Origin of the sequence: Caballeronia mineralivorans PML1(12) (assembly GCF_001028175.1) — a bacterium.
Lineage (GTDB): Bacteria > Pseudomonadota > Gammaproteobacteria > Burkholderiales > Burkholderiaceae > Caballeronia > Caballeronia mineralivorans.
On record NZ_AEJF01000143.1, the window covers coordinates 211,141 to 223,439 of the forward strand.

Consider the following 12,299-nt stretch of genomic DNA (forward strand, 5'->3'; position numbering starts at 1 on the left):
TCGTGCTTTTCCGGGTTGAGCGCAAGCGAACCTGATTTTCACAAAATGAACGCCTCTCAAACCTTCCCTCGCCAGGGCACCAACCGCCGCTCCAGTGCGCGCATGCCGAGATCGAAGGTCCACGCGATCAAACCGATCAACACAATCCCCATCACCACGACGTCGGTGCGCAAGAAGCTCGATGCGTTCAGCACCATCTGCCCGAGCCCTGCCGTCGCCGCCACCATTTCGGCCGCGACCAGCGTGGTCCAGCCAAAGCCGATAGCGATCCGCAAGCCGGTCAATATTTCGGGCAACGCGGCCGGCAGCACGACGAAACGCACGACCTGTGCGAAGCTCCCGCCCAGCGAATACGCGGCGTTGACCTGCTCCGCGGTAGCGCTTCGGGCACCTGCCCGTGCCGCCATCGCGATAGGCGCGAAGCACGCGAGATAGATCACGATCAGCTTTGCGGTTTCATCGATGCCGAACCAGATCACGACCAGCGGCAAATATGCGAGCGGCGGCAGCGGCCGATAAAATTCCAGCGGCGGATCAAGCAGGCCACGCGCGATCCGGCTTACCCCCATCAGGATGCCGATGGGCACAGCCGTCACGCTCGCCAGGGCGAACGCGCCGAACACTCGAATGGCGCTCCACAGCAAATGTTCGGACAGCGGCAGACCACCTTGAATACGGCCATTCCATGCGTCGGTGAACGCGCTCCACACCGCTTGCGGCGAGGGCAGAAACAGCGGCGGCACCCAATGAAAAAACGTCGCGGCCCACCATAGCGCGGCGATCGTTGCCACCGACACCACGCTCAACGTCACGGTCGGACCTTCACCCGGCAGTCCGCGCCGCGGTTTGCGACGACGCTTGGGCTGAGGCACGGCGACAGCGGACGGCAGCGAGTCGATTGAGCTCATCGGAGCACCTCCTGCAGGGCAGCGTGTGATCCGCCATGCAGTCGCCGGACGAGCCGCTCGCGCCATTCGATAAACGCGGGCGATGACTTCACCGCACGCGCATCGCGCGATTCGAGAAACTGCCGCGCGAACGACAACGCGTGGCTTTCCGCGATCCGGCCGGGACCGGGTGTCATCAGGACCAGGCGCGTTGCGAGGAACAACGCTTCTTCCACGCTATGCGTGATGAAGAAGATGGTTTTGCGGGTCCTGCCCCAGACATCGAGTACGAGTTCCTGCATGGTCTCGCGAGTGAGTGCGTCCAGTGCGCCCATCGGTTCATCCATCAGCAGCACCTGTGGATCGCTGGCAAGAGCCCGCGCGATACCCACGCGCTGCTGCATGCCGCCCGAAAGCGCATAGACCCGCGCGTTGGCGTGCTTTTCCAGTCCCACCAAGGCCAGCGTTTCGCGCGCGATCTCACGACGCCTTGCTCGCCCGACGCCCCGGAAATGAAGTCCGAGCGCAACGTTGTCGATCACATCGAGCCACGGCATCAGCGCATATTTCTGAAACACGACGCCGCGTTCGGCACCGGGTCCGACGATCGGTTCATCGTTCAGACGCGCCTCGCCGGCCGTCGGATCGATGAAACCCGCGAGACAGTTCAGCAGCGTTGTCTTGCCGCATCCGGAGGCGCCGAGCGCAACGACGAACTCGCCGCTGTCGATCTGCAGATCGACACCTTCCAGCGCGGCGCTCGCCGTGCCTTCATAGGTCACGCCGAGGCCGCGAATATCCAGTGTGCTCATCGCGAGGCTTGCTGTACGAAGCGTGGGTCGACGCCCACCGAATAATCGGGCAGCACGTTCTGGATCGTGCCCTGGGCTTTCAGGAAGGCTGCCGTGGCTGCCAGCGACTTCGCCGCACCCGACTGAGCGCCGCCGCCAAGCCAGGCCGGCGAGGCCTGTTCTGTGAGCGTCGGGAAGCCATAAAGCGCGAGACTCGCGGGCACGTCGGCGGCCGTCGCGCCCGATTCCTTCGCCACGCCTTCGACTTCCTTCGACCCGGCTGTCCACGCAGATTTGTTGTCGCGATACTGCGCGTCGGTGACGGCGAGCACCTTGACGAGGCCCGTCACGAACGCGCCGTTATCCTGGGCAAACTTGCGGCTGACAGCGAAACCGTCGAAGGTGGCCTTGCCGGTTTCCTTCGCGACTTCACCCGATGTGATCAGCACCTTGCCGTTCTTCTTGACCTTCGCCAGCACCGGGTCCCAGATATAGGTAGCGTCGATATCTCCGCGTTCCCACGCCGCGGCCACTTCGGGCGGCCGCAGGTTCAGGATCTTCACCGTCGACGGATCGACGCCGGCATGTTCCAGCGCGACGAGCGCATGGAAGTGGGAGGTCGAGACGAACGGCAAGCCGATCTTCTTGCCCTTGAGATCGCTTAGCTTCGTCACACCCGAGCCGTCGCGGGCAACGAGCGCTTCGGCGTCGTTGATGTTGTCGAGGATCCAGAACAAGGAGATGTCCACGCCTTGCGAGAGGCCGGCCGCGATCGGGCTGGAGCCGGCTTCGCCGAGTTGAATCGACCCGGATGCCAGCGCGCGAATCACGTCGGCGCCGCTGCCAAGCTTGCGATAAGTCACCTTGTAGCCGGTCGCCTTTTCGACCGCGCCGGTCACCTGCGCGTAGCGCCACGGTACGACCATGTCCTGGTAACCGATCACGACTTCACGCGACTGAGCGTGAGCGACGCTTGCGGCCACAGCGAGGAGCGCGACGCCGGCGGACGCGCGCAAGGAGGAGAAAAAGCGTTTCATCGGAAGCCCCGGTTCAAGTGTGTCTCGTGAAAGGGTTCCGACTATAAGCAATCCGCGCTCAGGCGGTTAGAAGCATTCGTGCATTGCAAATGACGTTGCTGGAGCGTTGCTTTACACGTGGTGTCGGAAGCGTTCGAGCCCACGCCTACGCCGTTCTCAGGCGCTTCTCGAACGAGCGCGTAAGCCATGAAATCGGGTAACAGTAGGCAAAGAAAATCACCAGCGTCGCGACGTAGGTCAGCACTGTAAAGCTGCCGCGTGCGACGGTGCTGCTGGCGATCTGGGCGGTGTCGAGCAGATCGTGGATGCCGACCAGAGAAGACAGCGCGGTGCCCATGGTGATGATGGCGTACACGTTCATCCACGGCGGCAACATGCGGCGCACGCATTGCGGCACGACTATTTTTCCGAGGATTTGCCAGCGGGAAAACGCCAGCGAGGCTGCCGCTTCCCATTGCGCGGACGGGATGGACGCCACCGCGCCGCGAAACACTTCCGCGATATTCGCGCTGGCCGGCAGAGCGAGACCAAGCGTCACTTTCAGCCAGTCGGGAAACGGCGCGGTGATGCCAAACGCATGGATCTCGAAGGGGAAAACATAGGTGGTGAAGTAGATCAGCACGAGCCACGGTGCATTGCGAAACGCGACAATCCACAACCGCGCCAGCCGACCCGCGAGAGATGTCGACATTGCGAGCGCGCCCGCGAGCAACCCGATCACCGTGCCTATGAAAATCGCGCCGATGCTGATGAGCACGTTCATCGCAAAGCCGTGCGCCAATGCCGGCGCCCATTCGACAAAACGCGCGAGCGTCTCGCGGCGCGAGCCCGCTTCGGGGGCAAGCGACCACAACAACGCGCCCGCCACGAGCACGCCGAGCACGCCATAAACGCCAGGCGGCAAACGCATGACGGCGAACTTGCCTGCGGCGGCAGCGGAATCAGTAGCCATAACCGGGGATCCTGTAACGACGCTCGAGCCAGCGTCCGGCCAGCGTGACCAGCCACGTGAGCACACCGAAGAACGCAAGAATCAGCAGCATCAACGCGAGCACGTTGTCGCGCTGGGTCCAGATCATGATGGACTCATAGGTGACGTCGCCGACCGCGATAGCCGATGCCACCGCCGAGGCCTTCACCAGTTCCACCATGTTGTTGACCAGCGCGGGGAGGGCCGCGCGCAACGCAAGCGGCAGTTCGATGCGCCAGAAACGCGTTGCCCGGCTGAGCCCGAGCGAGGCCGCGCCCTCGAGCGTTTGCGAAGGCAGTGCGTCGAATCCGGCACGCAACGCTTCGGCGTGAAATGCCGCCTTGTGCAGCGACAAGACGAGCACGACCCAGAAGAACGGCTTGAGCGGATTGTCGATACTGCGAGCACGCAGCCATTGCGTGATCAGCATGTTCAGCACGAGAAACGCGCAGTAGAGCTGCACCAGCGTGGGTGTATTGCGGGTGACTTCAATGAACCCGCGCGCCAGCCCTGCGACCAGCTGGTTACGGCCCCGTAATGCGAGCAGCAACACGAGTCCTGCAACTGCGCTGGCCGTCATGGTCGAAACAATGATCTCGATGCTCACGCCCAGGCCCTGCACGAACGGTACGCGTTCGTAGTCGTCGAGCAGGAAGCAGTAGTCGAGCCCGAGACGTGCTGTCGCTGTGATGAAGCCATGCAGCAGCGCATCCATCTCAGTTCTCCGCGGGCAATTGCCGATGCCACTCGGCGAGCGCGGGCGAGGGCGGATTGAGACCGTTCTTCGCTTCTGTCGCAATGAACCAGCCGTTGCGATGCAGATCGCGCACGAACGTGTCCAGTTTCGTGGTGGTATCGTGTTCGCCCTGACGCACCCAGATCACCGATGGTGCGGGTTCTATTTCAGGTTGCAGGGTACGGTAGTCGCGCCACTCGGGATCGCTCTGCAACAATGGATAAAGCAGCGGTGCAGCGTCATGAACGGCAGCCACGCAACTCCCGCCGCGCAACGCGAGCAGCGACTGGGACGAGCCTGGAAATGCCCGCGGGATCGCGCCGTATCTCTCGACTATTGGGCGGATATAGCTGCTGCCCTGCGAGATGCACACTGGCTTGCCGCGCAGATCTTCCCAGCGCGCAATACCGCTCGTTTTTAGCGTGATTGCTGTGCCGCCTACCCGGTAATACGGCGTGGCGACATGGTCCAAAATTTCCCCGCGCTGCGCGTTGTACTCCATGTTCGCAATCAGGATGTCGACCTTGCCCTGTTGAAGGAACTGGACGCGCGTGGACGGCAACACGGACACTAGCTGCACCTTCGCGCCTAGCCGTTTGCCCAGTTCGTTGGCGAGATCGACATTAAAGCCACGGGGTTGCTGCGTCGCAGGATCGAGTGAACCGAACGGACTGCCGCCGATCATCACGCCAACCGTGATTTCATGGCGCGAGTTGATCCTGTCGAGGGTGGTATCGGCGTGCGCAGTAAAGGAGGCTCCCAGCACGGCGACCGTCAGCAGACGGCGGAGGTTCGTCAGAGTCATAGCGGTGAATAGCAGCAGAAGAGCCTTACAGAATAGGTAAGCGCCAGCGCATCGCCAAGGAAGCGAATCTGCTAAGCAAATCATCGAACGAGTGGAATAAGACTGGAATAAAGCGTGCCATGTGCTTGGCGGATCGTTAGCAAACCGGCTGCTATCGATTCGACGAATGCTTGGTTATCGAAAAGGCGCGCGGTTCTTAGAATCTCCGCTCCTGCATGCTTTCGTGCGCTTTTGAAGGAACCCCGGATGACTCAGTTGATTCTTTCGAAACGTGCGTACAAAACTTCCGCGAAAACGCCTGGGGAGGTCGCATGAATCGACTAGCGCTTGCGCTCAATCCGCTTCAGGACACGACACCGGTTGCGCATGCGCCAGCACGCCAGGGTGTTGCCAGGAACACGGACCCCGTGCTTGTGTCGCTGCGAGATGTCCACCTCTCTTACGGTGAAGTACCGGTGCTCAAGGGCATCGATCTATGTGTGCGGCGCGGTGAGGCCGTCTCCATCATCGGACCATCGGGCTCGGGTAAATCGACGCTGCTGCGTGTCATCAACGGCCTCATCGCTCCACAGCAAGGCGAGGTGCTGGTCGACGGAATCGATGTCCGCGCGCAGCGCACCGACGCGCAGAAGATCGCGTTGCGCAAGCGCATTGGCTTCGTGTTCCAGCAGTACAACCTGTTCCCGCACCTGAGCGTGCTTGCCAACCTGACCATTGCGCCCATGAGCGTGCTCGGCCGCAGCCGCGCCGAGGCCGAGCACGACGCACACGCGCTGCTGGCGAAGGTGCGGCTGGCTGACAAGGCGCAGGCATATCCCGGCGAACTGTCCGGTGGCCAGCAGCAGCGCGTCGCCATTGCCCGGACACTCGCCATGCGTCCCGATCTGATTCTCTTCGATGAAGTGACATCGGCGCTCGACCCGGAAACGGTCGGCGAGGTGCTTACGGTGATTGGCGAACTCGTAGACGACGGCCAGACCTGCGTGCTGGTCACGCATGAAATGCGCTTTGCTGAAGACGTCAGCGACGAAGTGTTTTTCACAGAAGGCGGCGTGATTGTCGAGCATGGCGCGCCGTCGCAGATTTTCGGTGCACCGGAGAACGACCGCACGCGCCTGTTCCTGCAACGCGCACGCGGCGACGACCGGCGCGCACTGCGAAAACGCTCGCGAGGCAGCCCAGCGCTCGCTCTGGCCACACCCTGATTCTTTACTAACCGATCCCACCATGACCGTAACTTCGAATCAACTTGGCGAACGCCAGGCCGCCGTCACCGCATTGCTTGACGATGTACGCGATATTGTTGCCAAAGAGGGCGTGACACGCGCTGCGCTCGACGCGATCAGTGAGCGCCTGCAAGGACTTGCTGCGCGCAACGCCGCGTTGTTTTCCGCCGGAGATTTCCCGCCGCCGCAAGCGGGTAGCGGCGATACGTCGACGCGATACCGGCTGAATCCCGGTGAGGACGGTTTCGCGTTGTATCTGAACTCGCTGCTGCCCGGCAAGACCACTATTCCGCATAACCACGATACGTGGGCGGTCATCGCGGCGCTCGAGGGCGAAGAGCTGAATCGCGTCTACAAGCGTACCGATGACGGCACGGACCCTGAACACGCCACGCTCGATGTAGAGCGCGAAATCGTGGTGCGTCCGGGTACGCCGATCGCGTTCCTGCCCGACGACATTCACAGCATCCACGTGACGGGCGCTGCACCCACGTTGCATTTCCATCTCTACGGACGGCCGCTCGAAACGCTCTCGGGTCGCCTCGGTTACGAAATCGACACGGGGCGTGTGGTGCGCTACAACGCGACCCACCTGCAGCGCGGCACCCAGGCGGTCGGCTGATGAGTCCGCCGCCGCTGCGAAAATCCACGCGCCTGATGCGTGCCGGCGCACCCTCGTTCAGCGATGGCTCCGCGCCTGTCAACGTACCGGTAGAGCGCACGAGCACGGTGCGTTTCGAGAGCACGTCGAGCCACGCGGCGCTGCATAAACGGCGCGAGGCGGGTGAGGCAGTCAGCACCTATGGACGGCATGGCACGCAAACGCACCGGGCACTGGAAGCGGCCATTGGTGAGCTGGAAGGTGCGCGCGATGTCCTGCTCGCGCCTTCAGGTCTGTCGGCAATCTCGCTGGTGTTCATCGGCTTGTTGTCGCCCGGCGATCATGTGCTCGTGCACGATGGCGTTTATGGACCCGTGCGCGAACGGATTGAACCCTTGCTGACGCGCCTGGGCGTTACCTTCGGCTACTTCAGCGCAGCAGAGGGTTTGCCGCATAAGCAGCTTCAAGCGAACACGCGCCTGATCTATACAGAGTCGCCGAGTTCGTTCTTATACGAGATTATCGATCTTCCCGCGCTGGCGAACTTCGCGCATGAGCAAGGCGTGCTGCTCGCGGCCGATAACACATGGGGCGCGGGTTTGCTTTATCAGCCGCTGGCGCTAGGGGCCGATATCTCCGTCCAGGCCGTCACCAAATATCTCGGCGGTCACTCGGACCTGATGCAAGGTGCGGTATCCATAGCTGATGCAGTAATCGGACAGCGCTTGCGAGAGACGCATGAGGCACTGGGCCTGAGCATCAGCGCAGACGATGCGTACCTTGCATTGCGCGGCATCCGTACGTTGCCCGTACGCCTCGCGCAACATGCGCGCGGCGCGTTTGCAGTCGCGTCCTATCTGCAACGCGTGCGCCCGGTCACGCGCGTATTTCATCCGGCGTTGGCCACCGATCCCGGGCACGCCTTGTGGTCGCGCGATTTCCACGGCGCGAATGGACTTGTTTCGTTCGCGTTGCGCGATGCCGATACCAGCCGTGCCGCTGCTTTCGTCGACGCCTTACAGCTATTCAGCATCGGCGCGTCGTGGGGCGGTTATGAAAGCCTCGCGCTGATCGCACCGCCGCGGCGCTTGCGGTCCCATACCTACTGGCAGGGGCAGGAAGCCGTGATCCGGCTGCATATCGGCCTGGAAGATGCGGACGATCTCATCCTCGACCTCGCACAAGCGTTTCGCAGCGTGCTGTCCTGAACGTTGGCCACCTCTCATCGCGATCCTATTCCAATGACCTCAATTCGAAACGACGTGGCTATCGTCGATGCTTCCATCGTCCGTGCCTGGCTCAACGACGAAACTGAAATCGCCTTCCTCGATGTACGCGAAGCAGGGCAGTTCGGCGAAGGGCATCCGTTCTTTGCGACCCCGTTGCCTTACAGCCGGCTCGAAATAGATGCACCGCGACTCGTGCCGGGGCTGGATACGCGGATCGTGCTGCTAGACGATGGCACGCAGGCCGAAAACGAAGGCGTAGCAGTACTCGCAGGACATCGTCTGCACGCCCTCGGCTACACCAACGTCTCTGTACTGCGCGACGGCGCCGGCGGCTGGCAGGCGGCCGGTTATACCCTGTTTAAAGGGGTGAATCTTCCATCGAAGACCTTCGGCGAGTTGGTCGAACACGCCTGCGAGACGCCACATCTGTCGCCTGAAGAACTCGCCGCTCTGATCGAAGAAGGAAAGATGCACGCGTTGTTCGATGGACGCACCCTCGATGAACACAGGAAGATGACGATTCCCGGCGCGATTCCCGTGCCGAACGGAGAACTCGCCTACCGGATCGGAACGCTGGTGGCCGATCCTGCTACGCCGATCGTGATTCATTGCGCAGGCCGCACGCGCAGCATTATCGGTGCGCAGACGCTGCGCAATCTCGGTGTGCCGAATCCGGTCATTGCGCTGGAAAATGGCACGCAAGGCTGGGCGCTCGCCGGTCTCACGCTCGAACACGGGAGCGAGCGCCGTTATCCGGAGGCTCTGGACGAAGCGGCCATCGCCGACGCCCGGTCGCAAGCGGCCACGCTTGCTGCGCGCTTCAGGATTGTGACGCTGGATGCCGCAGCCGCGCAAGCATGGCTTGCTGATCCACGCCGGACGACCTTTCTGCTCGACGTCCGCACGCCCGAGGAATTTGCCCGCGACGGCCTGCCGAACATTACCCACGCACCGGGAGGACAACTGGTGCAGGCGACCGACCAGACCATCGGCGTCCGGCGTGCCCGCGTATTGCTGGTCGACTACGATGGCGTGCGCGCGCCCGTGATCGCTTCATGGCTGGTGCAATTGGGTTTTGAAACCGCACTGGTCGATGCCGCCGATGCAATCGCGCTGCACGTCGCCAGGCAAATTGCGCCGCTGAAGTCGTCCTTGCCGCAACTCGGCGTGACCGCGTTGCGCGAAGCCGCGACGGGCCATGTGCATTTGATCGACTTGCGGCCGAGCGCTGCGTACAGGCGGGAACATGCTGCCGGCGCGCACTGGTCGATTCGCCCGCGGCTCGCGAACACGCTGGCCGAGCTCGGAGCCAAACCAGGCGACACGTTGCTGTTATTCGCAGACGAACCAACTGTCGCAAGCATCGCGGCAATCGACCTGCGCACGCTGGGTTTCACCTCGCTCTATCTCGCAGGCGATGGCCTCGACACCTGGAAAAAAGCGGGCTTGCCGCTGGTATCGACGCCCGATCTTCCTGCCGATGCAGCGCGTATCGACTACCTGTTTTTCGTCCACGACCGTCACGATGGCAACCTCGACGCTGCGCGCCGGTATCTCGACTGGGAGACCGGCCTGATCGCGCAATGTGCACCGGACGAACTCGCTGTTTTCCGCATCGATGCACCCACTCCTGACCGTTCCAGCCGATGAAATTACGCTCTGCCGCCTCTTTGAGTTTTACCTTGATTGCGCTGGCACTCTCGCAAGCTGCTCACGCCGATGCCACCCTCGACCGGATCAAGTCACGCGGTACGTTGACCGTCGGAGTCGTGCTCGACGGTACTTACGGTTCACTCGATCCGCAGACCCGCAAGCCGGTCGGCTACAACGTAGAACTTGCGGAAGACCTTGCCCGGCGTCTCGGCGTGAAGTTCGAAGCGGTGGAAGTCACGCCGCCGAATCGCGTGCAATTCCTGCAGCAGGGCAAGGTCGATGCGCTGATCGCGAGCATGCAGTACACCAAGGAACGCGACGAGATATTGAGCTATGTGCCCACGCCGTTCGAGGAGATCGGCGGCTCGGCGATGGTTCGCAAGGGAGCAGGCATTCGCGACTGGAGCGATCTGCGCGACAAGCCCGTATGCGTCTCGCAGGGAAGCAACTACACGCGGCCGCTGATCGAACAATACGGTGCACAGGTCAAGGGTTTCAAAGGCATGCCGGAAGCGCTGCTTGCGCTGCGCGGCGGGACTTGCGTGGCGTCGGTTCACGTCACGCCGGGCATTCAGGCGCGGCTCGCCAATACCTCGGGCGAGTGGCAGGACTACGAGTCGCCGATGCCCAATCAACTGATTCCGTCGCCCTCGGTGATCTGGGTGCGCAAGGGCGAAACGGACACGGTCGCTGCGCTGGACAAGATCGTGAAGGAGTGGCACCGGAGTGGCTTTCTCATCGATGAAGGCAACAAGTGGCACATGCCGCCCTCACAGCAACTGCTTGCGTGGCACCGGGAGTATTCGGCGAAGTGAGAAGATGAGGAGGGCCGGTCACGTAGGACTGGCCCTCCTCACATGCTTAGAACTTTGCGCGGATACCGCTGAAGATAGCGACTTGCCGGTTAGTCGATGAAGCCGTTCCCGCATCCGCAATCGCGGCGATCTTGCTATAGCCGCTGCCCACGCGGGTAGACGCATCGCCCGAAGCCAACTGATACACGCCCGAGAGATACAACTCGGTACGCTTCGACAGCGCATAGTCGACACCCAGCGTGAACTGATGCCAGCGCGGTTTGAGCGTGGCGCCCCCCGTTCCGGGCAGACCATTAGCGCGGCCATCGGTAAAGGTGTACACGCCGATCAGCGTGACCGCGCTCGTTGCCAGATAACGCAGGTTGGCGTCGTAGTTGTTGAACTTGCGCGACGAGCCGTCGTTGTAGTCGAGTTGCGTATGGCTGAAGGCGAAGCCTGCCGTGGCCTTGCCGATTACGTAGTTCGCTCCGCCGACCGCGATCTGTTGGCGCTGTACGCCGCCATTGAGGCCGTAGAAGAGCGCACCGCTGTAGTCGTCCCCGGTGGTGGTGGTCGCGCCGCCTACTGCGCCGCTTGTGTTCGACGTGCCGTCGGGATGATTCAGCACGACATAACCCGCGCCGGCCGACAGCGGCCCTGCTGCGTAGTTCGCCGCCACGCCCCACGCGCGGTTGTTGCTGAAGCCCTGGCCCGAGCCGTTGTTCGCCTGATTGCTGAACGCATACAGCGTGTCGAGCGTAAAGCCTGCTATAGGGTCGCTGCGGAATTTGACCGCGTTGTTGATGCGGAAGGTCTGATTCAGGTTGTCGTTGTCGCCTACGTGCGTGGCCGGCGACCAGAAGCCCGAGCCCGCATATTGCGCCACGAGATCCGCCAGCGGCTCGTACTGACGACCAAGGGTTACTGTGCCAATACCTGTCTTCGCAAGGCCTACGAACGCTTGCCGGCCAAACTCGCGGCCGCCTTGTCCAAGCGTGCCGTCGTTCGGACGAAAACCATTTTCCAGCGTGAAGACCGCCTTGAGGCCATCGCCCAGGTCTTCGGCGCCTTTGAGGCCCCAGCGGCTGCCGCTCAGCTTGCCGCTGGTCTGCTGGAAGTTCTTCGCACCCTTCTGATTATTGGTGTAGGTCAGCCCGGCATCGACTATTCCGTACAGCGTGACCGAGCTTTGCGCCTGCGAAAGTGCGGGGGCGATAACCAGCATGCCAGTGGCGCCGGCGAGTACGACTCGTTTCATTGTTGTCCTCTTGTTCCAGGTGGTTTTAACGAATTTTTCGGACCCCGATATTAGGGTTTCGCGACGCCAGACTGAACGATGAATTTAAACTTCGTAATACAGATGATCGTGATTTGTAATACACGTTGGCGGTGATTTGAAAATGAGGTGTAAGCCCGGTATTCCCGGCCGTTCGATAAAAAGCGTCTAAGCAAGGCCGACATCGTCTGAACAATCATGCAATCGATAAAGCACGTGGCCTCATAACGATATTGCAAACGAATAATTGTTAAGAGGACGAAGCGTCGTTAGTCTTGACTGTTGTAGTGCGGC

The 12,299-nt window shown here is 61.9% G+C and carries 12 protein-coding genes; 5 read left to right on the plus strand and 7 right to left on the minus strand.

The annotated features are described in order from the left end of the window. Nucleotides 1-56: 56 nt before the first annotated feature. From EOS_RS24285 to EOS_RS24310, 6 genes are all read right to left on the minus strand, one after another. A complete protein-coding gene (locus EOS_RS24285; protein WP_047849248.1) occupies nucleotides 57-908 on the minus strand; it encodes an ABC transporter permease subunit in 852 nt (283 codons plus the stop codon). Further along, nucleotides 905-1,699 (minus strand): taurine ABC transporter ATP-binding protein, encoded by a 795-nt coding sequence (locus EOS_RS24290; RefSeq protein ID WP_047849249.1) that lies wholly within the window; start codon nucleotides 1,697-1,699, stop codon nucleotides 905-907. The genes EOS_RS24285 and EOS_RS24290 overlap by 4 nt, the downstream gene beginning before the upstream one ends. Next, nucleotides 1,696-2,715 (minus strand): taurine ABC transporter substrate-binding protein, encoded by a 1,020-nt coding sequence (tauA, locus tag EOS_RS24295; protein ID WP_047849250.1) that lies wholly within the window; start codon nucleotides 2,713-2,715, stop codon nucleotides 1,696-1,698. The genes EOS_RS24290 and tauA overlap by 4 nt, the downstream gene beginning before the upstream one ends. 145 nt (nucleotides 2,716-2,860) lie before the next feature. Beyond that, nucleotides 2,861-3,667: an amino acid ABC transporter permease gene (locus EOS_RS24300; RefSeq protein WP_047849251.1), complete on the minus strand. Its 807-nt coding sequence runs from the start codon at nucleotides 3,665-3,667 to the stop codon at nucleotides 2,861-2,863. Further along, nucleotides 3,657-4,400, minus strand: coding sequence for an ABC transporter permease subunit (locus EOS_RS24305; RefSeq protein ID WP_047849252.1), 744 nt, complete (start codon nucleotides 4,398-4,400; stop codon nucleotides 3,657-3,659). The genes EOS_RS24300 and EOS_RS24305 overlap by 11 nt, the downstream gene beginning before the upstream one ends. A gap of 1 nt (nucleotide 4,401) precedes the next feature. Next, nucleotides 4,402-5,226 (minus strand): transporter substrate-binding domain-containing protein, encoded by an 825-nt coding sequence (locus EOS_RS24310; RefSeq protein WP_047849253.1) that lies wholly within the window; start codon nucleotides 5,224-5,226, stop codon nucleotides 4,402-4,404. A gap of 311 nt (nucleotides 5,227-5,537) precedes the next feature. Here EOS_RS24310 and EOS_RS24315 point away from each other — a divergent pair, with 311 nt between their 5' ends. From EOS_RS24315 to EOS_RS24335, 5 genes are read left to right on the plus strand one after another with little or no spacing between them, the layout of a single operon-like run. Further along, entirely contained in the window at nucleotides 5,538-6,431 is an 894-nt protein-coding gene (locus tag EOS_RS24315) for an amino acid ABC transporter ATP-binding protein (RefSeq protein ID WP_082163498.1), read from the plus strand. 22 nt (nucleotides 6,432-6,453) lie between these two features. After that, a complete protein-coding gene (locus tag EOS_RS24320) occupies nucleotides 6,454-7,074 on the plus strand; it encodes a cysteine dioxygenase family protein (protein WP_047849254.1) in 621 nt (206 codons plus the stop codon). After that, nucleotides 7,074-8,261 (plus strand): trans-sulfuration enzyme family protein, encoded by a 1,188-nt coding sequence (locus EOS_RS24325; RefSeq protein WP_047849255.1) that lies wholly within the window; start codon nucleotides 7,074-7,076, stop codon nucleotides 8,259-8,261. Before EOS_RS24320 ends, EOS_RS24325 begins: the two co-directional genes overlap by 1 nt. A 33-nt stretch (nucleotides 8,262-8,294) precedes the next feature. After that, entirely contained in the window at nucleotides 8,295-9,932 is a 1,638-nt protein-coding gene (locus EOS_RS24330; protein ID WP_200908696.1) for a rhodanese-like domain-containing protein, read from the plus strand. Next, nucleotides 9,929-10,750, plus strand: a complete 822-nt coding sequence (locus EOS_RS24335; RefSeq protein WP_047849256.1) for a transporter substrate-binding domain-containing protein — start codon at nucleotides 9,929-9,931, stop codon at nucleotides 10,748-10,750. Before EOS_RS24330 ends, EOS_RS24335 begins: the two co-directional genes overlap by 4 nt. 46 nt (nucleotides 10,751-10,796) lie before the next feature. On the opposite strand, the gene EOS_RS24340 is transcribed toward EOS_RS24335, so the two are convergent. Further along, a complete protein-coding gene (locus tag EOS_RS24340) occupies nucleotides 10,797-11,987 on the minus strand; it encodes a porin (RefSeq protein ID WP_047849257.1) in 1,191 nt (396 codons plus the stop codon). Between the last annotated feature and the right edge of the window lie 312 nt (nucleotides 11,988-12,299).

Excerpts from the sequence above, each read along its gene's own strand:
- EOS_RS24340 (WP_047849257.1), bottom strand. The coding sequence starts at position 11,987 with ATGAAACGAGTCGTACTCGCCGGCGCCACTGGCATGCTGGTTATCGCC.
- EOS_RS24300 (WP_047849251.1), bottom strand. The coding sequence starts at position 3,667 with ATGGCTACTGATTCCGCTGCCGCCGCAGGCAAGTTCGCCGTCATGCGT.
- EOS_RS24330 (WP_200908696.1), top strand. The coding sequence starts at position 8,295 with ATGACCTCAATTCGAAACGACGTGGCTATCGTCGATGCTTCCATCGTC.
- tauA (WP_047849250.1), bottom strand. The coding sequence starts at position 2,715 with ATGAAACGCTTTTTCTCCTCCTTGCGCGCGTCCGCCGGCGTCGCGCTC.
- EOS_RS24310 (WP_047849253.1), bottom strand. The coding sequence starts at position 5,226 with ATGACTCTGACGAACCTCCGCCGTCTGCTGACGGTCGCCGTGCTGGGA.
- EOS_RS24315 (WP_082163498.1), top strand. The coding sequence starts at position 5,538 with ATGAATCGACTAGCGCTTGCGCTCAATCCGCTTCAGGACACGACACCG.
- EOS_RS24325 (WP_047849255.1), top strand. The coding sequence starts at position 7,074 with ATGAGTCCGCCGCCGCTGCGAAAATCCACGCGCCTGATGCGTGCCGGC.
- EOS_RS24290 (WP_047849249.1), bottom strand. The coding sequence starts at position 1,699 with ATGAGCACACTGGATATTCGCGGCCTCGGCGTGACCTATGAAGGCACG.
- EOS_RS24305 (WP_047849252.1), bottom strand. The coding sequence starts at position 4,400 with ATGGATGCGCTGCTGCATGGCTTCATCACAGCGACAGCACGTCTCGGG.
- EOS_RS24335 (WP_047849256.1), top strand. The coding sequence starts at position 9,929 with ATGAAATTACGCTCTGCCGCCTCTTTGAGTTTTACCTTGATTGCGCTG.
- EOS_RS24285 (WP_047849248.1), bottom strand. The coding sequence starts at position 908 with ATGAGCTCAATCGACTCGCTGCCGTCCGCTGTCGCCGTGCCTCAGCCC.
- EOS_RS24320 (WP_047849254.1), top strand. The coding sequence starts at position 6,454 with ATGACCGTAACTTCGAATCAACTTGGCGAACGCCAGGCCGCCGTCACC.